This is a genomic window from Micromonospora siamensis (assembly GCF_900090305.1).
In the GTDB taxonomy this organism is placed as follows: Bacteria; Actinomycetota; Actinomycetes; order Mycobacteriales; family Micromonosporaceae; genus Micromonospora; species Micromonospora siamensis.
In genome coordinates this window covers 4,519,008-4,542,657 of record NZ_LT607751.1, presented here as the reverse complement: position 1 = coordinate 4,542,657, position 23,650 = coordinate 4,519,008, and the positions used below count along the sequence as shown (strand labels likewise).

Below are 23,650 nucleotides of genomic sequence, written 5' to 3'. Positions count from 1 at the left end.
GTGGGCGTGGGCGTGGGCGTGGGCGTGGGCGTGGCCCGGCCCGGCCGGCGTGGGGGTGCGTGGCCCGGCCCGGCCCGGCCGGCGTGGGGGTGGGGTGCGTGGCGCGGCCCCGCGTGGCGGACGCGGCGGCCGGAGGCGTGCCCGGAAGTGCCGCAGGAGAGGACCCGCAGGCTGCGAACCGCTCAGGCTGAGGCGGCGCCGCGGGAGGACGCGCGGCGCGGCGCGGGCACTTCCGCGTTCCGGTGGATGGCGTCCACCGCGGCGCCCAGGCCGTCCTCCGAGCGCAGCCGTTCGCCGAAGGCTCGCGCCGCCGACCGCATCGCCGGCTGGTCCAGGCGGCGGATCGCCGCGCTCAGCGTGTCCGCGTTCAGCTCGACGAAGCGGTCGAAGCCGCCGATGCCGCGCTCGGTGAGCCGGTGTCCCCAGAACGGCTGATCGGCGAAGAGCGCGAACGCCCAGGTGGGGATGCCCGCGTGCAGGGCCGCTGCGGTGGTGCCGGCGCCGCCGTGGCTGATCGCGCCCCGGCACTGCGGCAGCAGCCACGAGTGGTCGGTCGCGCCGATCACGCGGACGTTCTCGGGCAGCGCGGCGCTCTGGTCGACCTCGGTCCAGCCGGCGCCGAGCAGGATCCGGCGGCCGGTGCGTTTCGCCGCCTCGACCACCCGGGTGAGCAGGACGTCGGGATCGAGGATCGGCATGCTGCCGAAGGTGACGAAGAACGGCGGTTCACCGGCGCCCAGCCACTCGGTGAGCCCCTCCGGCGGCGTGCACTCGCCGACCCGCTCGTGCACCTCCCGCGGCAGCCGCCAGAACCCGGTCATCACCTGGTTCTCCGCCCAGTCCGCGGGGCGGGACATGAGGTGCCTGCTGTACGCGTGCAGCACCGGCAGCCCGGTGCGGGTGATCATGCCGACCGCGGACATGCGCACCGGACCGAGCCCGATCCGCGCGCGGAACGCGTTGATGTCGTGGCGTTTGCCGTTCCAGTAGGCGAGCTCGGTGAGACGGTGACTGGCCCGGTGCAGCGGCCGACCGGGCCACGTGGCGCGGATCCGGCCGGTGGAGACCAGCAGGTTCGGGAAGTCGCCGGTCTCGGTCCAGGGGGAGAAGTAGCCGGCGACGACCGGGATGCCGAGGAGCTCACCGGCGGCGACCGCGTAGTCGTCGGTCTGGATGCCGGCCACCAGCAGGTCGCTGTCCACGGCCAGTTTCATGGTGCAGTCGCCGAGCGTCTCCCGGGCCTGCGACAGCACCTGGGCGGAACCGCGGAGAAAAGCCCGGGAATTGCCGGAGGTGATCCATTTCTGGCCCTCCGGCGACTTGTGGACGCGGTGCATGTCGATGTCTATCGGGACGAACGGCACCTCGGCCCCGGCGACCAGGTGGGCCGCATCGCCGGGCGCCGACATGGTGACGGTGTGCCCCGCCTGGCGCAGGCGGTGGGCCAGGCCGACGAACGGCTCCACGTCACCCCGGCTGCCGACCGTGACGATGCCGATTCTCATGCGTTCCCCTCCGTTGCGCTGGTGGTGCCGGCGTTGCGGGGAAGCCACCAGGCCAGCGTTGCCACGGCGAGAATCAGGGCGAGGAGGCAGACGGTGCTCAGGCGCAGAGCGTCGCTGTAGGCCACGGCGGAGGCGCCGCTTCCCAGCGTGTTGTAGAACACGATGCCGATGACCGCGACGCCGAGGGCGTTACCGAGCTGGATCGAGGTGGACAGCACGCCGGAAGCGGCGCCCGCGTGCGAGCTGGGCAGGGTGGCCAGCGCGGTGGAGGTGAGCGGGGCCACGACAGTGCCCATGCCCAGCCCGATGATCACCAGGGCCGGCGCCTGGACCCAGACCGAGCTGTCGCCGAACCGGTCGACGGTGCCCAACAGGAGCAGCCATCCGGCGGCCAGGACCAGAGCGCCGAGGGTGATCACCCGAGGGCCGATCCGGTTGCTCAGCTGCGGCCCGAACACCGAGGCGGCGACGAACCCGACGCCGACCATGATGATCAGTACGCCCGAGCCCAGCGCGGTCATCCCGCGGCCCTGCTGGAGGTAGAGGGCGAAGAACAGGAAGAACGACGCCATCCCGGAGTTGTAGAGCAGGGCCATCACGACGCCCAGCGAGAACGGGCGGTCCCGGAACAGGCTGAGGTCGACGAGAGGGCTGCCGCCGCGCCGCCGGTTGCGGACCTGGTGGGCGACGAAGAGGACCAGCAGCGGCACCGCGGCGGCGAGGCAGACGATGGTCCACATCGGCCAGCCCCGCTCGCGACCCTCGATCAACGGGTAGATGATGCCGAGCATGCCGAGCGTCACCAGCACGATACCGAGCGGGTCGAGCCGGGCCGCGGGGACGGCCCGGGACTCCGGCACCACCCTGGGAGCGAGTACCAGAGCGGCGATGCCGATCGGCAGGTTGATCAGGAAGCACAGGCGCCACCCGATCCCGTCCGGGTCGGCCGCGATGAGCAGGCCGCCGATCAGCTGACCGAACACGCCGGCCACCGCGGTGGCCAGGGCGGCCGCCATGAACGCGCGGGAGCGGTCGGCCCCCCGGTAGACCAGACCGAGGATGGCCAGTTCCTGCGGGGTGGACAGGGCGGCGGCGATGCCCTGCACGATCCTGGCGGCGATCAGCACCTCGGGGGAAGGAGCGATCCCGCAGACGAGGGACGCGACGGTGAACAGCCCGATGCCGATCATGAACAGCTTGCGGCGGCCGTAGATGTCACCGAGCCGGCCGCCGGTGATGAGGCCGGCGGCGTAGGCGAGGCCGTAACCGGCGACGATCATCTGGATGGCGGCCGCGTCGGCGTTCAGGTCGCGCTGGACCGAGGGCACGGTGACGTTCACGATGAAGAAGTCCAGCGTGATCATCACCATGCTGGTCAGCATCACCGGGAGCGAACCCCAGTAACGCCAGCCGCTCGTCGGCGCCGCCGACGGCTCCGGCGTGCTCGTGGGGGTCACGGTGCTCATGGCGGGGCACATTTCTGTCCGGACGGGAGATCTTGGATCAGGGACGACGCTGTCATACGGGCCGCCCCGCGTCGATTACGTGCCTGGTAATGAGCCATCTTCATCGTGGGTGGCGGGCGTCCTCGGCGGTCTGGAGGACGAGGGTGGCCTGCGCGATCGGGGTGGCGCGGGGGGCTCCTGTGCTGGGCGGTGCGTCCTGGTCGACTGCTGTCCTGCCCGCCTGCCCAGGGCCCCTCGATAACGATGAAGACGGCTCATTGGATCAGCGTCGTCCTCGCGAGATGTCGAGAATGATGCTGGCCACCTCGACCACCCCACGACTGCGCAGTGAATCCACGTATGCCGGCCACTCGGAGTGCCGCTCGACGAGCAGGGTGCGGGCCGGGCGGCCGCCGTGCGCCAGGACATCGCGGCTCAGCGAGAACAGCGAGTCGTCGGGCGCCAGGACACGGACGTCGAATTCCGGCCCGACGCTGGTCATTCGGTCGACCGCTCCCTGAACGTCGCGATCCTCGGCGTGGACGTCGCACACCAGCCGGACCTGGGCGCGGCCGCCGTGGCGCAGGAGGCGCGGCAGCCCGTCGTTCACCAGGTCGAAAGCGGCGCGTTCGTCGGGGGAGTTGTACAAGATCAGGTCGTACTGTTCCAGAGAATCAAATTTCTCCCAGCCCACGTGTTCGAATCGGGCGCTCGCACCGTTGCAGGAGGCATTGGCACGGGAGAACGCCACCGCCCGGCTGCTGGTGTCGATTCCGGTCACCGGTCCGGCCGACGCGCTCAGCGGCAGGGACAGGCACCCGCTGCCGCATCCGACGTCGAGCACCGCCGAGTCGGGCGATGTGCCCGGGATGGCCTTGGCAAGCTCGAACGAGGAGGCATGCGGTGGCATGCACACGTCGGAGGAAATTGTCACGCCAATGGTGCCGGACGTGTTCTCGAACAGCCGGTCAGCCAGATAGTAGAAGTCGTCGACCTCGGTGATGGTGACGTTGCCCGTGACGTACCGCCCGGCGGCGTCGGCTCGGACCAGGTCGTACCCGTACAGTGCCTGGATCAGCGAGCTGGACAGCTTGCGAACCTCTGGTACGGGTACCGGGGCGCAGAGCAGGAAGAGCCTGCCGAGGACGGCCGCCGGCGACGACCCGAGTGAGTCGCCATGTATGAGCGAGTTGCGGGCGGTGTCGGCGAGCAGCATTTCCGGGTGCAGCTTGAGGTGTTTCGCCAGTGTCTCGGTTCTGTAGCCGGCGTCGAGGAGCAGTTCCCTGAGCGGTCGCAGGTCGTGCCGGGCCAGCTGTTCCGGATCGAAGGTCATCGGCCGTCCTTGTGCGAGGCCCGGTATCCCAGGGTCGGGTGTCCGGTCAGCTGCTCGCGGTCGAGACGGTGCTCGTTGTAGCGGAGCATCTCGATGAGCCCGCGTGCGGAGGCTCTGGGTGCGTGTTCGCTGTGGTGGACGGGCATCGCCCCCGGCTCGGACCACTGCAGGGTGCCATCCGGGGCGATCACCGCCCGGGAGCGGTTGGCGTTGTCCCGGTGCAGGCAGTAGGGCACGTCCAGATGGCCGCGGGCAAACGCGCTGACCAGGGCAGAGCCCACGTCGTCGCCGAGCTGCAGGGTGGACAGGATGAGCATCCGTGCCTCCTCGTAGATCCCCGTTCTCGTGGGGCGGTGCATCGGTGTTCCGGCGGCTTCATCGGCGGCCACCGTCGCCGCGAACTCCAGCGCCTCGATGTTCTCCGCGATGGTCGGGATCCGGTGCGCCTCAGCCGACGTCTTCACGATCAGCCGCTCGGCGCCGGAGCGCACGGCCAGCCGGACGCTGTCCTCCAGCATCCGGTTCGCGCCCCGCAGGGTTCGCGGATAAACGCCCATGTATGTGTAGACCACGACGTGCCAGTCAACGTCGTCCAGCCACTCCGAGGCCAGCAGCCTGAGGGCGGCGATCGCCTCGAGGTCCTGGCCGGGATGGGTCTGCTGCGCATAGCTGACCGAGATGCTGCGCAGTCCGTGCTCGACGAAGAACATGCCTTCCAGGACGCTGAGCGCGACGAGCAGCCCGGGCGGGCACAGCTGCCCGAGCATGCAGCCCCCGAAGCTCTCCAGATGCACCGGCTCAGGTCGTTCGGCCAGCATCCGGCAGCACTCCGCCCAGGCCGCGGTGGACTGCTCCAGGGGCACCCTGCTGTACGGGAGGCAGTACGAGACCGGCCCGCCCTCCGTGGCATCCGCGCCGACGTCGACCAGGACGCGGAACAGATCCTGTGGTAGTGCCGAGCCGTGTCTGAACTGCACCGGGAACGCGTCGTCGGCAACGCCGTCGAGCACCCGGCGGGTGACATCGGCGCCGTGTGCCACGAGCGGAAAGCCGTTGAGGTCCGCACCGTTGCGCAGTGCCTCGCGGGCGGCGACGTTGTCGTTGAGCCTGGTGTAGCTGTCGATGGTCACCGTTCCGACGGTGGCCGCGCGAGCCCGGCGTACGGCATCCAGGCCGGCCAGCATGACATCCGGCTGAGCGAAGCCCATGCGCGGTTGGATCGTGAGCCGGCCACGCTCGCGATGGTGGCGGATGACCCGACCAAAGCGGCCGGCGGGTTCGACGCTGGGCACAGGGTGATGCCCGATGGGGGAGCGGATGCGATGCGCCGCACGGTCATCGTCGACGTGAGCGTCAAGCCGCATGGCCACCCCGCGCCTCGCTCGCGCTCAGCATGCGCCGGCCCACGGGACCCACGGCCAGGCATTCGAGGAACGACACCAGCTCGTCCGACCGAGCTGTCGTGGCCTCGAACGTCGCGTCGAAGCCCGCCGCCATCAACTCGACGCCGAAATGCGCATCGCTGTCGCCGCTGATGCCGAGCTTTCCGCCGATCACCGCGTACATGTCAGCCAACTCGGCATCCTGGCGGATCTTCCGTATCAGCCGGTTCCCGTCGATGTGGCCGTGCCCGTTGACCGTGCTCACCACTAGGACGTCCGGCCTGGCTTTCCGGCACTCCGTGATTATCAGATCGTCCGGGGTGCAGGCACCCAGGTTGAGCACCTGCCCTCCCCGCTCTTCAAGGAACAACTGGAGGAAGACGAGGTTCCAGGTGTGTGCGTCGGACGAGAGGCTGGTGACGACGAACCGTCTCGGTCGTCCTCGAGATATCGAATTCATGGACGTCCCCGACGTCGGCCCACCGCTCATACGTGGCAAGGGTCTGTTCACTGTCGCCATGGTGGCCGGCACTTCACGCTGGCACATCTCATGCGTTGCCGTGGGTGGGTCACCCGCGGGGTGACGGCCGTCAGGCGCCGGCGGGCCGGCGCGGCTCCCTTCGTGCCCGACCACGCCACGGCACCGTCCCCACCGTCAGCTCACCACGCCGACCTCGACGGTCGGCCTGTCTGAACGGCTGCGGGTCAGGGGCAATCCTGAAGAGGTGTGAGCGCGGGAGGCATTGAAACCATGCAGACGCGCTTGCAACACGGCACTATTTCGCGCCTTCAACGGCCCGCTCGAATTGCACCTCTGTACGACGCGAGTGTGCTGCGCCAGATTCTGACACGGGAGGGCAACATGGGGCAGATCCAGGCCACCGACACGTCCGGCACGGCGGGCGACTGGGCTTCTGTGCGGGTGGACCTGGGCGCGGGGCTGCACCGCGCCCTGGCCCAGCTGGCCCAGGAACATCGGGTGACCACGTCCACGGTGCTGCGGGCGGGCCTGGCCGCGCTGCTGACCCGGTTGGGATTCGGGACGGATATCCCGCTGGGGCCGGTGACAGCGGGGCGCGTGCTGCGCATCGACGTGGCGGGCGACCCCAGCTTCGCAGAACTGCTGGACCAGGCCCGTGACCGGGAGCCGGTGGTGCTGGAGGCGGCGAAGTTCGACCTCACCCTCACCTTCACCGAACGCCAGAACCCCGACGGTGTCCCCGCCGGCATCCAGATCACCCTGGAATACGCCACCGACCTGTTCGACCGGGACACGGCGCAGACCATGACCGTCCGGCTGGCCCGGCTGCTGGAACAGGTCGCCGCCGACCCACAGACCCGCGTCGGCCACGCCGACATCATGCTCGACGGTGAACGCGACCAGCTGCTGCACCACTGGAACGACACCGCCCACCCGGTCCCACACCTCACCGTCGCCGACCTGTTCGAGCAGCAGACCACCCGCACCCCCGACGCCGACGCCGTCCGGCACGCCGACACCCGACTCAGCTACGCCGGCCTCAACCGGCGCGCCAACCAACTCGCCCACCACCTGATCAGCCTCGGCGTCGGCCCTGAACAGATGGTCGCCGTCATGATGGACCGCTCCGCCGACCTGGTCGTCACCCTGCTGGCCATCCTCAAAGCAGGCGCCGCCTACCTGCCCATCGACCCCGACTACCCGACCGAGCGCATCACCTACCTCCTCACCGACGCCCACGCGACCCGCATCATCACCACCGGCCAACACGCCCCCACACTGACCGGCCACCACCAGGTCCACCCCCTCATCCTCGACGACCCCACCACCCACCACACCCTCCACCAGCACCCCGACACCAACCCCACCAACACCCACCGAACCCACCACCTACACCCCGCCCACCCCGCCTACGTCATCTACACCTCCGGCTCCACCGGCCACCCCAAAGGCGTCGTCATCGCGCACCAGGCGCTGGCCGGATACCTGCTGACGGCGGCGGTCGACTATCCCGGCGCGGCCCAGGGGTCGCTGCTGCACTCGCCGGTGGGATTCGACCTGACAATCACCGCGCTGTATCTGCCGCTGCTGCTGGGCGGCTGTGTTCATGTGGCCGATCTGCTGGGTGACGAGCAGGTGACGACGGAGCGAGTGGGCCTGCTCAAGGTCACGCCCAGTCATCTCGGGGTGCTGGAGAACACGGGATGGGCGCTCCCGGTCGGCGATGTCGTGGTCGGCGGGGAGGCGCTGTCCGGCCCGGCGTTGGCCGGGCTGCGGCAACGCCATCCCGCGGCGGTGATCGTCAACGAGTACGGGCCGACGGAAACGACCGTGGGCTGCGTGACCCATCGCATCGAGCCGGGGGACGAGCTGCCCGCGGGCCCGGTACCGATCGGCCGTCCGACTGCCAACACCCGGGTGTTCGTTCTTGATGAGCGACTCGAGCTCGTGTGCCCGGGGGTGACGGGGGAGCTGTATGTGGCGGGTGCCGGGTTGGCGCGCGGGTACCTGGGGCAGCCGGGCCTGACGGCGGGACGGTTCGTGGCGTGCCCGTTCGGCGGCCCGGGCGAGCGGATGTACCGGACGGGCGACCTGGTCCGCTGGAACGGGCGGGGAGAGCTGGAGTTCCTGGGGCGGGTCGATGACCAGGTGAAGGTGCGGGGGTTCCGGGTCGAGCTCGGGGAGGTCGAGGCCGCGCTGCTCAGGCTGCCGGCCGTGGCCGAGGCGGCCGTCATCGTCCGGGAGGACCGGCCGGGGGACCGCCGGCTTGCCGGGTACGTGACGCTGGCGCCGGATGCTCAGGCCAGCCCGACGGAGCTCCGTCAGGCGCTGAGCGTGACCCTGCCCTCGTACATGGTGCCGTCGGCGGTGGTGGTGCTGGATGTGTTGCCGTTGACGGCGAACGGGAAGGTGGATCGGCGGGCGTTGCCGGTTCCGGAGTTCGGTGGGGAGGTTCGGGGGCCGTCCACGGCGGGTGAGGAGATCCTGGCCGGGTTGTTCGCGGAGGTTCTGGGTGTCGACCGGGTGGGGGTGGAGGACAGCTTCTTCGACCTGGGCGGGGACTCGCTGCTGGCCACCCGGTTGGTCAGCAAGGTGGCTTCCGCGTTGGGGGTGCAGGTCGGCATCCGGGAGGTGTTCGAGCACCCGACCGTCGCGGCACTGGCCAAATCCGTGGACGGCGCCGCCGGCGGACGCCCCCCGCTGCTTGCCGTCCCCCGCCCCGAGCGGCTTCCGCTCTCCTATGCCCAGCAGCGGCTCTGGCTGCTGTACAAGCTGGAAGGGCCCAGCCCGACGTACAACATCCCCCTGATCGCGCGGCTGTCCGGGCACCTGGATCTGGCGGCGCTGACCGCTGCGCTGCACGACGTGGTGACCCGGCACGAGTCGCTGCGTACGGTGATCACCGAATCGGATGGCGAGCCGGCCGCACACATCCTCGAACCCGGCCAGGCACGCCTGCGCGTCGATGTCGCCACGCCGGACCCGCAGGACCTGGCCGACACGATCGACCAGGCGTGTCGGTACCGGTTCGACCTCGCGGCCGAGCTGCCACTGCGGGCTTCGGTGCTGCGCACAGGTCCGGATGAGCACACGCTCGTCCTGGTTGTCCATCACATCGCCGGCGACGGCTGGTCGACCGCACAGCTGTGTCGCGACCTGGGGACCGCGTACTCCGCGCGGGTCCACGGTGAAGCGCCGTCCTGGACCCCGCTGCCGGTGCAGTACGCGGACTACACGATGTGGCAGCTGGAGGTTCTCGGTCGCGATCAGGACGCATCGAGCCGGCTGTCGCGGCAGCTGGCCTACTGGCGCGAGACGCTCGCCGGCCTGCCCGAGGAGATCGAGCTGCCGGCCGAACGATCCCGGCCGGCGACTGCCAGCCACCGGGGGGACTCGGTACCCTTCCAGCTCGCACCGCACCTGCACGGCGAGCTTCTTGCTCTCGCCCGGCGCCACGGCGCCACGCTGTTCATGGTGCTGCATGCCGCGCTCGCCGCGGTGCTGACCCGGATGGGCTGCGGTACCGACATCCCGGTCGGCACGGTGGTGGCCGGCCGTACCGACGACGCGCTCGACGATCTGGTCGGCTTCTTCGTCAACACCCTGGTCCTGCGGACCGACACGGCCGGCGACCCTACCTTCGTCCAGCTCCTGGACCGGGTCCGCGACGCCGACCTGGCCGCCTATGCCCACCAGGACGTCCCGTTCGAGCGACTCGTGGAAGAGCTGAACCCCGTCCGGTCGCTCTCCCGGCATCCGCTGTTCCAGGTGATGCTCGCCTTCGACCGGGCCGCGCCGAACGAACTGGACATGGCGGGACTGCGGACCCACCTTCGTGACGGCGATGCCGCCGCCGCCAAGTTCGACCTGGCTCTGATGCTGACCGAACGACCGGGTACCGGGCGAGAGCACGGCGGGATCACGGGTGCCCTGGAATACGCCACCGATCTGTTTGATCGGGAGACGGTGGAGGCGATGGCGGTGCGGTTGGCTGGGTTGTTGGAGCAGGTTGTTGTGGATCCGCAGGTGTCGTTGAGTCGGTTGGATGTGTTGGTGGCCGATGAGCGGCGGCGGGTTGCGCCGTGGCGTGATGGTTGGGTGTTGCCTGCGCCGGAGGGTGCTGGTTTGTTGCATGGGGGTTTCTTCGCTCGTGCCCGGTCGTGGCCTGAGCAGGTTGCTGTGCTGGTCGGTGGGGATGTCGAGTGGTCCTATGGTGAGCTCGCCGCGGCGGCGTTGCGGGTCGCGGGGTGTTTGCGGGAGGTGGGCGTCGGGGTCGGTGAGCCGGTGGCGGTGTCGTTGCCGAGAGGGGTCGAGCAGGTCGTCGCGGTGTTGGGGGTGTTGGCCGCGGGTGGTGTTTATGTGCCTGTTTCGGCTGGGCATCCGGAGCAGCGGCGTGCGGTGACGGTGCGGCTTTCCGGTGCGCGGGTGGTGTTGACGGAGATTTCCGGCGGTTGGCCGGATGGTGTGGTGCCGGTGTCGATGTCGCGGGCGTTGCGGGGGCCGTTGTTGGCCGAGCCGGTGGCGGTGAGTGCCGGGCAGCTTGCGTATGTCATTTTCACGTCTGGTTCGACGGGTGAGCCGAAGGGCGTGGAGGTCACTCACGCTTCGGCGATGAACACGATCAGCGAGATCAACCGGAGGTTCGGTGTCGATTCCGCGGATCGGGTGTTCGCGGTGTCGGCGTTGGACTTCGATCTTTCCGTCTATGACATTTTCGGTTTGCTGTCGGTGGGTGGTGCGGTGGTTGTTCCTGGTGCGGGTGACACCAGGGATCCGGTCGAGTGGATGAGTCTGGTCGGTCGGCATGGCGTGACGATCTGGAATTCGGTGCCGGCTCTTCTGGAGATGTTGGTCGGTGCCGCTGAGCGGGGTGGGGATCTCGACAGTCTGCGGGTTGTCCTGGCGTCTGGCGACTGGGTGGGTCTGGATCTGCAGCCCAGGTTGGCGCGGCTGAATCCGCGGATCCGGTTCGCTGCGCTCGGTGGTGCGACCGAGGCGTCGATCTGGTCGAACATCCAGGAGGTCACCGAGGTTGCGCCGCACTGGCGTTCGGTTCCGTATGGCCGGCCGCTGGCGAATCAGTGGTTCCGGATTGTGGACGATGCGGGTTCGGACTGTCCGGACCTGACCGCCGGCGAGCTCTGGATCGGCGGTGGCGGCGTCGCGGTCGGTTACCGGGGAAATCCGCAGCTGACGGCGGAGCGTTTCGTCGAATACGACGGGATCCGGTGGTATCGGACCGGGGACCGGGCCCGCTACTGGCGTGACGGCACCGTCGAGTTCCTGGGGCGGGCTGATGATCAGGTGAAGGTGCGGGGGTTCCGGATCGAGCTGGGAGAGGTGGAGGCGGCGCTGCTGGCGCAGGCGGGGGTGGCGCGGGCGGTGGTGGTGGTTCGGGAGGACCGGCCGGGGGACCGGCGGTTGGTGGGTTATGTGACGGGGGCGGTGGAGGATCCGGCTGGGTTGCGGGTCGGGGTCGGGCGGTTGCTGCCCGATTACATGGTGCCGTCGGCGGTGGTGGTGCTGGATGTGTTGCCGTTGACGGCGAACGGGAAGGTGGATCGGCGGGCGTTGCCGGTTCCGGAGTTCGGTGGGGAGGTTCGGGGGCCGTCCACGGCGGGTGAGGAGATCCTGGCCGGGTTGTTCGCGGAGGTTCTGGGTGTCGACCGGGTGGGGGTGGAGGACAGCTTCTTCGACCTGGGCGGGCATTCGCTGCTGGCCACCCGGTTGGTCAGCAAGGTGGCCTCCGCGTTGGGGGTGCAGGTCGGCATCCGGGAGGTGTTCGAGCATCCGACCGTCGCGGCGCTGGCCGCCGCGTTGCAGGGCGCTGGGGGTGCCTTGCCGCCCTTGGTGCCCGCGGCGCGGCCGCAGCGGCTGCCGCTGTCGTTCGCCCAGCAGCGGCTGTGGTTCCTGACCGAGTTGTATGGGGCGAGTTCGACATACAACATTCCGTTCGCGTGGCGTCTGCACGGGCAGGTCGACGCGGACGCGATGCGGGCCGCGTTGCGGGACGTGGTGATCCGGCACGAGTCGCTGCGGACCGTGTTCCCGGTCGCGGACGGTGAGCCGTATCAGCATGTCGTGGCGGCGGGAGAGGCCGCGCCGGAGCTCACCGTGACGCCTGTCGGCCAGGCCGACGTGACGGGCCTGATGGAGCAGGCCGCGGGTCATGTCTTCGACCTGAAGCGGGAACTGCCGGTCCGTGGATGGCTGTTCACGGAGACCGAGCGGGAACACGTGCTGCTGATCGTCATGCATCACATCGCCGGCGACGGGTGGTCGCTGGGGATCCTGGTGCGGGATCTGGCCGCGGCCTACCAGGCCCGACTGGCCGGGCAGGCGCCCGGCTGGGCGGATCTGGACGTGCAGTACGCCGATTACACGCTATGGCAACGGGCGCTGCTCGGTGGCAGCGAGCAGGAGCCGGGCGTGGTCCTGGCCCGGCAGGTGGGTTTCTGGACCACGGCACTGGCCGGGCTGCCCGATGAGCTGACGCTGCCGTTCGACCGGCCGCGGCCCGCCCAGCCCACGCACCGGGGGGCACGGGCGCAGGTGGACCTGGACGCGGGGCTGCACCACGCGTTGGCCCAGCTGGCGCAGGAGCATCAGGTGACCATGTTCATGGTGCTGCAGGCGGGCCTGGCCGCGCTGCTGACCCGGTTGGGCGCCGGGACGGACATCCCGCTGGGATCGGTGACGGCGGGACGCCCCGATGAAGCGTTGGACGATCTGGTCGGCTTCTTCGTCAACACCCTGGTGCTGCGCACCGACGTGTCCGGTGACCCCCGCTTCGGTGACCTGCTGGACCGGGTCCGCGACACCGACCTGGCCGCCTACTCCCACCAGGACGTCCCGTTCGAACGACTCGTGGAAGAGCTCAACCCCGCCCGGGTGGCGTCCCGGCATCCGCTGTTCCAGGTGATGATCGTCCCGGACGACACCGGTGCGCACAGCTGGCAGGCCGGCGAGTTGTCCGCCCACGCCGAGCCGGTGGTGCTGGAAGCGGCGAAGTTCGACCTCACCCTCACCTTCACCGAACGCCAGAACCCCGACGGTGTCCCCGCCGGCATCCAGATCACCCTGGAATACGCCACCGATCTGTTTGATCGGGAGACGGTGGAGGCGATGGCGGTGCGGTTGGCTGGGTTGTTGGAGCAGGTTGTTGTGGATCCGCAGGTGTCGTTGAGTCGGTTGGATGTGTTGGTGGCCGATGAGCGGCGGCGGGTTGCGCCGTGGCGTGATGGTTGGGTGTTGCCTGCGCCGGAGGGTGCTGGTTTGTTGCATGGGGGTTTCTTCGCTCGTGCCCGGTCGTGGCCTGAGCAGGTTGCTGTGCTGGTCGGTGGGGATGTCGAGTGGTCCTATGGTGAGCTCGCCGCGGCGGCGTTGCGGGTCGCGGGGTGTTTGCGGGAGGTGGGCGTCGGGGTCGGTGAGCCGGTGGCGGTGTCGTTGCCGAGAGGGGTCGAGCAGGTCGTCGCGGTGTTGGGGGTGTTGGCCGCGGGTGGTGTTTATGTGCCTGTTTCGGCTGGGCATCCGGAGCAGCGGCGTGCGGTGACGGTGCGGCTTTCCGGTGCGCGGGTGGTGTTGACGGAGATTTCCGGCGGTTGGCCGGATGGTGTGGTGCCGGTGTCGATGTCGCGGGCGTTGCGGGGGCCGTTGTTGGCCGAGCCGGTGGCGGTGAGTGCCGGGCAGCTTGCGTATGTCATTTTCACGTCTGGTTCGACGGGTGAGCCGAAGGGCGTGGAGGTCACTCACGCTTCGGCGATGAACACGATCAGCGAGATCAACCGGAGGTTCGGTGTCGATTCCGCGGATCGGGTGTTCGCGGTGTCGGCGTTGGACTTCGATCTTTCCGTCTATGACATTTTCGGTTTGCTGTCGGTGGGTGGTGCGGTGGTTGTTCCTGGTGCGGGTGACACCAGGGATCCGGTCGAGTGGATGAGTCTGGTCGGTCGGCATGGCGTGACGATCTGGAATTCGGTGCCGGCTCTTCTGGAGATGTTGGTCGGTGCCGCTGAGCGGGGTGGGGATCTCGACAGTCTGCGGGTTGTCCTGGCGTCTGGCGACTGGGTGGGTCTGGATCTGCAGCCCAGGTTGGCGCGGCTGAATCCGCGGATCCGGTTCGCTGCGCTCGGTGGTGCGACCGAGGCGTCGATCTGGTCGAACATCCAGGAGGTCACCGAGGTTGCGCCGCACTGGCGTTCGGTTCCGTATGGCCGGCCGCTGGCGAATCAGTGGTTCCGGATTGTGGACGATGCGGGTTCGGACTGTCCGGACCTGACCGCCGGCGAGCTCTGGATCGGCGGTGGCGGCGTCGCGGTCGGTTACCGGGGAAATCCGCAGCTGACGGCGGAGCGTTTCGTCGAATACGACGGGATCCGGTGGTATCGGACCGGGGACCGGGCCCGCTACTGGCGTGACGGCACCGTCGAGTTCCTGGGGCGGGCTGATGATCAGGTGAAGGTGCGGGGGTTCCGGATCGAGCTGGGAGAGGTGGAGGCGGCGCTGCTGGCGCAGGCGGGGGTGGCGCGGGCGGTGGTGGTGGTTCGGGAGGACCGGCCGGGGGACCGGCGGTTGGTGGGTTATGTGACGGGGGCGGTGGAGGATCCGGCTGGGTTGCGGGTCGGGGTCGGGCGGTTGCTGCCCGATTACATGGTGCCGTCGGCGGTGGTGGTGCTGGATGTGTTGCCGTTGACGGCGAACGGGAAGGTGGATCGGCGGGCGTTGCCGGTTCCGGAGTTCGGTGGGGAGGTTCGGGGGCCGTCCACGGCGGGTGAGGAGATCCTGGCCGGGTTGTTCGCGGAGGTTCTGGGTGTCGACCGGGTGGGGGTGGAGGACAGCTTCTTCGACCTGGGCGGGCATTCGCTGCTGGCCACCCGGTTGGTCAGCAAGGTGGCCTCCGCGTTGGGGGTGCAGGTCGGCATCCGGGAGGTGTTCGAGCATCCGACCGTCGCGGCGCTGGCCGCCGCGTTGCAGGGCGCTGGGGGTGCCTTGCCGCCCTTGGTGCCCGCGGCGCGGCCGCAGCGGCTGCCGCTGTCGTTCGCCCAGCAGCGGCTGTGGTTCCTGACCGAGTTGTATGGGGCGAGTTCGACATACAACATTCCGTTCGCGTGGCGTCTGCACGGGCAGGTCGACGCGGACGCGATGCGGGCCGCGTTGCGGGACGTGGTGATCCGGCACGAGTCGCTGCGGACCGTGTTCCCGGTCGCGGACGGTGAGCCGTATCAGCATGTCGTGGCGGCGGGAGAGGCCGCGCCGGAGCTCACCGTGACGCCTGTCGGCCAGGCCGACGTGACGGGCCTGATGGAGCAGGCCGCGGGTCATGTCTTCGACCTGAAGCGGGAACTGCCGGTCCGTGGATGGCTGTTCACGGAGACCGAGCGGGAACACGTGCTGCTGATCGTCATGCATCACATCGCCGGCGACGGGTGGTCGCTGGGGATCCTGGTGCGGGATCTGGCCGCGGCCTACCAGGCCCGACTGGCCGGGCAGGCGCCCGGCTGGGCGGATCTGGACGTGCAGTACGCCGATTACACGCTATGGCAACGGGCGCTGCTCGGTGGCAGCGAGCAGGAGCCGGGCGTGGTCCTGGCCCGGCAGGTGGGTTTCTGGACCACGGCACTGGCCGGGCTGCCCGATGAGCTGACGCTGCCGTTCGACCGGCCGCGGCCCGCCCAGCCCACGCACCGGGGGGCACGGGCGCAGGTGGACCTGGACGCGGGGCTGCACCACGCGTTGGCCCAGCTGGCGCAGGAGCATCAGGTGACCATGTTCATGGTGCTGCAGGCGGGCCTGGCCGCGCTGCTGACCCGGTTGGGCGCCGGGACGGACATCCCGCTGGGATCGGTGACGGCGGGACGCCCCGATGAAGCGTTGGACGATCTGGTCGGCTTCTTCGTCAACACCCTGGTGCTGCGCACCGACGTGTCCGGTGACCCCCGCTTCGGTGACCTGCTGGACCGGGTCCGCGACACCGACCTGGCCGCCTACTCCCACCAGGACGTCCCGTTCGAACGACTCGTGGAAGAGCTCAACCCCGCCCGGGTGGCGTCCCGGCATCCGCTGTTCCAGGTGATGATCGTCCCGGACGACACCGGTGCGCACAGCTGGCAGGCCGGCGAGTTGTCCGCCCACGCCGAGCCGGTGGTGCTGGAAGCGGCGAAGTTCGACCTCACCCTCACCTTCACCGAACGCCAGAACCCCGACGGTGTCCCCGCCGGCATCCAGATCACCCTGGAATACGCCACCGACCTGTTCGACCGGGACACGGCGCAGACCATGACCGTCCGGCTGGCCCGGCTGCTGGAACAGGTCGCCGCCGACCCACAGACCCGCGTCGGCCACGCCGACATCATGCTCGACGGTGAACGCGACCAGCTGCTGCACCACTGGAACGACACCGCCCACCCGGTCCCACACCTCACCGTCGCCGACCTGTTCGAGCAGCAGACCACCCGCACCCCCGACGCCGACGCCGTCCGGCACGCCGACACCCGACTCAGCTACGCCGGCCTCAACCGGCGCGCCAACCAACTCGCCCACCACCTGATCAGCCTCGGCGTCGGCCCTGAACAGATGGTCGCCGTCATGATGGACCGCTCCGCCGACCTGGTCGTCACCCTGCTGGCCATCCTCAAAGCAGGCGCCGCCTACCTGCCCATCGACCCCGACTACCCGACCGAGCGCATCACCTACCTCCTCACCGACGCCCACGCGACCCGCATCATCACCACCGGCCAACACGCCCCCACACTGACCGGCCACCACCAGGTCCACCCCCTCATCCTCGACGACCCCACCACCCACCACACCCTCCACCAGCACCCCGACACCAACCCCACCAACACCCACCGAACCCACCACCTACACCCCGCCCACCCCGCCTACGTCATCTACACCTCCGGCTCCACCGGCCACCCCAAAGGCGTCGTCATCACCCACGCGAGCGTGGTCAACTACCTCGCCCGCTGCCGCCAGGCGTACCCGGCACTGGCGGGGGACACGCTGCTGCTCACCTCCATCGCCTTCGACGCGAGCGTGACCGGGCTCTACGGGACGTTGACCTCTGGCGGCTGCGTGCACCTGGCGGACATCGACGACGATTTGGCGGCACTGACGCCGCCCGGTGGCTTCACCTTCCTCAAGGTGACGCCGAGCCATCTGGCGCTGCTCGGTGGGCCCACCGCCGAGTGCGCCCCGACCGGCCAGCTGATCGTGGGCGGCGAGGCGGTGACCGGGGAGCAGCTCCGGCCGTGGCATGAGCGCCGTCCCGCCCTGACCATCATCAACAACTACGGCCCGACCGAGACGACGGTGGCGTGCTCCGACTTCGCCATCAGGCCGGGCGACGAGATCGCCGACGGAGTTCAGCCGCTCGGCCAACCGATGTGGAACGCGCGCGTGTACGTGCTGGACGAGACGTTGCAGCCGGTTCCGGTCGGCGTCGCGGGTGAGGCGTACGTCGTCGGCGCGGGCCTGGGGCGAGGCTACGTCAACCGGCCCGGACTCACGGCGCAGCGGTTCGTGGCCTGCCCCTTCGAGGCCGGACAGCGGATGTACCGGACGGGCGACCTGGTCCGCTGGAACACGCGCGGCGAGCTGGAGTTCCTGAGCCGGGTCGATGACCAGGTGAAGGTGCGGGGGTTCCGGGTCGAGCTCGGGGAGGTCGAGGCCGCGCTGCTCAGGCTGCCGGCCGTGGCCGAGGCGGCCGTCATCGTCCGGGAGGACCGGCCGGGGGACCGCCGGCTTGCCGGGTACGTGACGCTGGCGCCGGATGCTCAGGCCAGCCCGACGGAGCTCCGTCAGGCGCTGAGCGTGACCCTGCCCTCGTACATGGTGCCGTCGGCGGTGGTGGTGCTGGACAGGATGCCGCTGACCCCCAACCGGAAGGTCGACCGGCGGGCGCTGCCGGCCCCGGACTTCACCGTCGCATCGGCCGGGCGAGCCTCCGCCTCCGCCCGTGAGCAGGCATTGTGTGACCTGTTCGCCCGCGTACTGGGAACGGACCGGATCGGAGTCGAGGACAGCTTCTTCGACCTCGGCGGGCACTCACTGCTCGCGGCGGTGCTCGTCGCGCATGTCGCGCAGGAATTCGGCGTCAGCATCCGGCTGACCACATTTCTGGACGACCCCACACCCGCCGGTGTGGACCGGCTCGTCGAGGAAGGCACATCCAGCGCGGACCGCGGCACCGCCATACCGGTGAGCAGTTGAGCGCGGTCCATCGGGACGTCTCCGCCGCCGGAATTCGGCCCCGACCCGCGACACCGTGAGCCTGGCATCCGCCAGGCCCGCCGACCGGGCGCAGCACCATTCGCACCCGCTGCCCCGAACCCGGACGAAAGAAGCAGCCATGGCCTCAACGGTGAGTGTGCAGACCATCCTCAAGCGGCTGACCAAGGGCGACGCCGAGCCCGTCCTGGTGGCGGACTTCCAGGCCTGGACCACGGCCCCCCGGCTGAGCCGTCTCCTCAGCCGGCGAGCCGACGGCCACCCCGTCAGCCAGATCGATCCGATCGGCGTGCTGTCCGGGGACAGGCCGTACCTGCCGCTACCGGAGCTGGCGGAGTTGTGCGCCGAGGAGTTCCTGGCCGCGGACCCGGCCGGCGGCCGGGTGTTCATCGTCGGTCACTGCAGCGCGTCCGCGCTGTCGCTGCACATCGCGGAGCTGCTGGGTGATTCCCACGATGTCACCACCATTCTGGTCGGCCCGGTCTGGGCCGACCTGGCGCACGTCCGGCGCCGGTTCGCGGAGACTCTGACGAACCTCGGCGCCGCCGTACGTCCGTGCCCGGACCTGGACGGCGACCCGGTCGCGGCGGTCGCCAGGATGGAGCACGTCCTCAAGGCGGAGGTGGACGCGCTGGCTGCCAGCCGGGGCCTGGACAGTGCCGCGGACGCGTTCTCCGAGCTGGTCGGCTGGTACCGCGGCTGGCTGGCGTTCCTCCTGGCCTGCCACAACGATCCACGTAAGACGTGGGACACCGCGCGGACGACCGTGGTCGCGCTGGCGGCTCCCGCGACCCAGGTCACCATCCCCGGCCTGAGCGTGGGCGCGTACCGGCTCGAGGAGGTTCCGGCGCTGGCGCAGGACGAACCCATAACGCCGGAACTGGCCGAGGCAGTGCTCGCGTACGTGGCCAGGCGTTGAGCGGTGCCGCGGAAAGTGGGCTTGTCGAGGTCCGCCGGGAACGGCGCGGCGGATCTACGGTCTTCCCATCAGCCCTTCATCGGGGTGAATGTATGACGGGGCCGGTAACGGCTCTGTGGAACGGCGGCTGGACACCCTGCGTGCTGACGTGGCCCAGGGTTGATCGCTAACGAAGGAGCACCAGATGACCGACAACGCGCAGGGGGTCGCCCGCATCCTGGGCACCCTGGGATCAACGGACGGCAAGGGTGTCGTACGCATGCAGGACCGCCTCGACAGCCCCCTCGACGACGTGTGGACCGCGCTGACCGAACCTGAGCGGCTGGCGCGTTGGCTGGGCACGGTCGAGGGTGACTTCGTCCTCGGCGGCGAGCTCCGCGCACAGTTCTTCGACGGCTGGGAGGGCACGGGGCGCGTGGAGGTGTGCGAGCCGCGGCAGCGCGTGCTGGTGGTGACCAGGCACCACCGCCAGTCGTACGAGCAGGCGACCGAGATAACGCTGGCCGCGGACGGCGACGGGACCGTCCTGGTCTGGGAGGAACGGGGCATGTCCATGGAGCACGTCGCCCCCTACGGGGCGGGGGTCCAGGTCCACGTGGAAGACCTGGCCGGCTACCTCGCCGGGCGTGAGCGCGGCGACGGCGAGGCACGTTGGAAGGAACTCTTCCCGGCCTACGAAGAGCTGGCGGCCAAGCTCGGCTAGCGGGCAGCCTGCCGTGCGGGTCGGTTGATCTGCCGGCGAACCCCGCGGGAACGACGTGTGTGGCCCGTGACATGCGCCAGGTGCCCCTTGTGCCTGGCGCATGTCACGTTCAGGCCTGCGTACGGCCCGCCCGGAGGCGGAGGCACGTGAGCATCGTCGGAGAAGACCCCCGGTCCGGCGGCCTTCTACTGTTCGGCCAGCCGCAGATGATGTCAACGACACGTAGCGAATCGGGTGAGGCGGGTATGAACGACCCAGAGATCCAGAAGGTCCGGGCCGCTCTGGCGGAATTCGCGGACCTGGACGCCGTGCTACTCACGAGGCATGCGACCACGCAGGTGAGCCCCTGTCTCATCGCCTACGTCTCACCTGCGGACATCGACCAGGCCGCGCTGCACGCACACGCGCGGAAACACCTGCCACGCCATCTGGTCCCGGCGGCGATCGTGGTGACCGACACGATTCCCGCGACGGCGGCAGGACTGCCGGACACGCAGGCGTTGCCCCTGCCCGACCTCAGCGGACTGGCCAGCTACGAAGCCCCGGAGACCACCCGCCAGGACATTCTCTGCGACCTGTTCGCCGAGATCCTGCGGGTGCCGCGGGTCGGCATCGACGACGACTTCTTCGGTCTCGGCGGCCGGTCGGTCGACGCGATGATGCTGGCGGCGAGGATCAGCACCGACCTGGGGATCCGTATTCGAATGGTGGACCTGTTCGAGGTGTCCACCGTACGCGGGCTGGACCAGCTGCTGCAGGAGAGCGAGGCCCGTTCATGAGCGGCGCAGGAGCCCCTGGCGGGCAGCCCACGTCGGTGGAACTCGCCAGCCAGCCGGACGCCTGTCCGCTGTCCAGCACCCAGCAGCTGTGGTGCGCCGGAGACCTCGGCGATGACGCGGGCAGCTTCAGCCCCCGGTTCCTCTCCACGAGAGCGATACGGATCTCCGGCAGACTCGACGTGGACGCGTTGCAGCGGGCACTCGACGACCTGGTGGAGCGGCACGAGATCCTGCGTACGGTCGTGGTGCGCGACGCCGACCCCAAGTACCAGCAGGTCCTCGCGCCTGTCCCGGTGCCGTTGGACGTCCGTGACGTCACGCCGATCGCGGGGCAGTCCCGCGACGTGCAGGCCGAGACCCTGGCGCAGGAGGCGATGCGGAGCAGCCTGGATCCGCGCGTACCGCCGTTGCTTCGGAGCGTGCTCGTGCGTCTGGACGACAACGACTCCATCCTGGTGCTTGTCGCCCACCACACCGCCGCTGACGGCTGGTCGATGCAACTGCTGCTGCGCGACCTTTCCGTGCTGTACGCGGCGCACCTCGCCGGCCGCAACGCCGCCCTGCCGCCGGTCACCCAGTACCGCGAGTTCGTGGCCTGGGAACATGAGCGCATCACCGGGCCGGCGGCCGAAGCGGCGATGAGCTACTGGCGCGAGAAGCTGCGCGGCGGGGAGGCCTTCGCGCTGCCGACCGACCGCCCGATACCCGAGCGTCACACCAGAGCCTATTCCGCGAGCTACTTCAACGTCGATGCCGAGGTGATCACTGCGGCGGCGGAACTCGCACGTTCGATGCGGAGCTCGCTGTTCTTCGTGCTCATGGCGGCCTTCAGCGTGGTGGCGCACAAGATCACTGGAACGACGGACCCCATCTTCAACGCTATTTCCGCCGGACGCAACGACGTGCAGTCCCAGAATGTCGTCGGATCCATCATGAACATCCTGCCGCTGCGCACCGACATCAGCGATTGCGCGACGTTCCGCGAGGTCATGGCGAAGACCCGGCAGACGTGCGTCGAAGCTTACACCTACGAGCTGCCGGTCCGGCAGATCGTCGATGAAATGCCAGGAATCGTACGGCCGAAAACCGACCCCTGGCTGTGCGAGGTGTTCGTCACCATGTCGCAGCCGCAGGTCGACGAGAACGACTTCCAGTTCGGAAGCGGGTCGTACCAGATCCGCAAATGGGTGATCGACGAGCCCGAGGCGTCCGGTCCACCCGAGGGTTTCGCCTGGATCGTGGACGTACTGCCGTCGGGCGAGCTCACCGGCCACGTTCTGTACAACACCGATGAGATCGACGAGTCCAACGCGGTCGGCTGGGCGGCGAGCTACTGCCAGGTTCTCGCGGCGGGCGTAGGCGCTCCCGATCGTGACTGGCGCACGCTGTAAGGATCAGCCCCCGCCCGCACGGGTCCCACGTGCGGGCGGGGGCTGGGCGATCCCCCGTCACGGAGGCCGCAGCGTCGAGATCAGGTGACCACCCTGGTCACTGGCCCAGGCAGCGGTAACGAAGGTAGACGACGCCGTTCTGGAATCGGCGCTCGTCGAGGAGCTCGAAGTCGGTGCGTACCCCGGTGGGCAGCCCCGGTTTGCCGCCTCCGACGGCGGCGGGCCACACCAACAACTGGCACTCGTCGACCAGCCCGGCCCGCATGGCCTGCGCCGCCAGGTCGGCGCCGCCGATCGTGATGTCACTGTTGGCCGTGGCCTTCAGCTCCCGTACGGCGGCGGGGTCGAATCGGCGCTCCACGGTGGTGGCGGCCGTCGGCACCGCGGTGAGGGTCGTGGAGTAGACGACCTTGTCCGCCGCTCGCCAGACGCTCGCGAAGCCGGCCATGAGGTCGGACTGGGCGGCCAGGGCAGGGTCGGTCTCCCAGACGGCCATCATCTCGTACAGGCGCCGCCCGTAGAGGAACGTACCCACGGACCGCAGGAGGTCGGTGGTGAACGAGAACACGTCGTCGTCGAGCGGGAACCAGCTGAAGATGCCACTTTCGTCCTCGATGTAGCCATCGAGCGACACGTTGTTCACGTAGATCAGTTTCGCCATGCCTCTACCTTCCGGTGGTTGAGCGTCACGGTCGGGCGGACGTCCTCGCCCCTCACCCTGCTACGAACGAGTCGACCCGGATCCGACTCCGTCCCGGGAGAAAATTCCACGGGACCGCCGGCTGGTCCGGCGCGTCGCCGGGGGACCGGGTCGGCACCGGTCCGCGATCCGGTCCCGATCGTCGTTGAACCGCCGGCTGCTCGGTCCGTAGTGAGCCGGGACGGCAGGATGATGGTGGCGAAGGACAGGGGAGGGCGACGCGTGCGGATGCGGCGGGCCGTATCACCTGTGGCCGACCATGGGCACGCTGCGCAGCCCGGACGGCCCGTTCGCCGGTTGCAAGCCGGGGGTCACCGGCCGAAGGAGCGGCCCTGGGTGGAGCGCTACGACGACCGGTGAGCGCAGCGCCCGCCGACCGGCTCGTCCGGCTCGGCAACCGCTGATCGGTGTGGCTCGGTGCCGCCCCGGCGTCGCTCTCCACCGTCGGCCCGAGAACGCCTGTCCGTTCGTGTGGACCGTCCTCCGCCGACCCGGCTGCCCGCCCACCGTCCGGCCGAGTGCTGGCGCGGGCCGGGCGGGAACGGCTGCGGTCCGGGTGGTCGTAGTCATCCATACGGTGCCATTCATCAATTTTCGTCTTGACTGCAATGGATGCCGTGGATAGTGGAAGCGCTGTCTCTCCCGTGAGTTTCGGCAGTCTCGGAAACGTATTTCCGGCTCTCCTTGTCGGCGTCACCACGCGAGCGCCGGCCGCGGGAAAGTCCCGCCGTTCCGCCAGAGGGTGGCCGCGCGGCGGTGAGCTGGGAAGACGTACATGTGTCGG

11 protein-coding genes are annotated in these 23,650 nt (G+C 69.5%); 5 read left to right on the top strand and 6 right to left on the bottom strand.

All coding sequences use genetic code 11. The features are described from left to right. Positions 1–182: 182 nt before the first annotated feature. The 5 genes from GA0074704_RS20800 to GA0074704_RS20780 form a co-directional block, all read right to left on the bottom strand. A complete protein-coding gene (locus tag GA0074704_RS20800; protein ID WP_088972050.1) occupies positions 183–1,505 on the bottom strand; it encodes a glycosyltransferase in 1,323 nt (440 codons plus the stop codon). Then, positions 1,502–2,971: an MFS transporter gene (locus GA0074704_RS20795; RefSeq protein ID WP_197697561.1), complete on the bottom strand. Its 1,470-nt coding sequence runs from the start codon at positions 2,969–2,971 to the stop codon at positions 1,502–1,504. Before GA0074704_RS20795 ends, GA0074704_RS20800 begins: the two co-directional genes overlap by 4 nt. Before the next feature lie 262 nt (positions 2,972–3,233). Next, entirely contained in the window at positions 3,234–4,283 is a 1,050-nt protein-coding gene (locus tag GA0074704_RS20790; RefSeq protein ID WP_088972048.1) for a class I SAM-dependent methyltransferase, read from the bottom strand. After that, a complete protein-coding gene (locus tag GA0074704_RS20785; RefSeq protein WP_377472079.1) occupies positions 4,280–5,653 on the bottom strand; it encodes a methylaspartate mutase in 1,374 nt (457 codons plus the stop codon). The genes GA0074704_RS20790 and GA0074704_RS20785 overlap by 4 nt, the downstream gene beginning before the upstream one ends. After that, positions 5,637–6,008: a hypothetical protein gene (locus GA0074704_RS20780; protein WP_231926614.1), complete on the bottom strand. Its 372-nt coding sequence runs from the start codon at positions 6,006–6,008 to the stop codon at positions 5,637–5,639. The genes GA0074704_RS20785 and GA0074704_RS20780 overlap by 17 nt, the downstream gene beginning before the upstream one ends. Positions 6,009–6,494: 486 nt before the next feature. Here GA0074704_RS20780 and GA0074704_RS20775 point away from each other — a divergent pair, with 486 nt between their 5' ends. The 5 genes from GA0074704_RS20775 (at position 6,495) to GA0074704_RS20755 (ending at position 22,166) form a co-directional block, all read left to right on the top strand. Further along, complete coding sequence (locus GA0074704_RS20775) at positions 6,495–18,356, top strand: non-ribosomal peptide synthetase (protein WP_088972047.1); 11,862 nt, start codon at positions 6,495–6,497, stop codon at positions 18,354–18,356. A 139-nt stretch (positions 18,357–18,495) separates the two neighbouring features. After that, a complete protein-coding gene (locus GA0074704_RS20770; protein ID WP_157743751.1) occupies positions 18,496–19,293 on the top strand; it encodes a hypothetical protein in 798 nt (265 codons plus the stop codon). A 184-nt stretch (positions 19,294–19,477) separates the two neighbouring features. After that, the gene (locus tag GA0074704_RS20765) at positions 19,478–19,996 is read left to right on the top strand and encodes an SRPBCC domain-containing protein (protein WP_231926612.1); all 519 of its coding nucleotides are present in this window, start codon (positions 19,478–19,480) and stop codon (positions 19,994–19,996) included. A 146-nt stretch (positions 19,997–20,142) separates the two neighbouring features. Then, on the top strand, positions 20,143–20,775 hold the full coding sequence (locus tag GA0074704_RS20760) for a phosphopantetheine-binding protein (RefSeq protein ID WP_157743750.1): 633 nt from the start codon (positions 20,143–20,145) through the stop codon (positions 20,773–20,775). A 35-nt stretch (positions 20,776–20,810) separates the two neighbouring features. After that, positions 20,811–22,166, top strand: coding sequence for a condensation domain-containing protein (locus GA0074704_RS20755; RefSeq protein ID WP_157743749.1), 1,356 nt, complete (start codon positions 20,811–20,813; stop codon positions 22,164–22,166). A 97-nt stretch (positions 22,167–22,263) separates the two neighbouring features. Here the strand turns inward: GA0074704_RS20755 and GA0074704_RS20750 are convergent, their stop codons facing one another. After that, positions 22,264–22,827, bottom strand: coding sequence for a dihydrofolate reductase family protein (locus GA0074704_RS20750; RefSeq protein ID WP_088972043.1), 564 nt, complete (start codon positions 22,825–22,827; stop codon positions 22,264–22,266). Between the last annotated feature and the right edge of the window lie 823 nt (positions 22,828–23,650).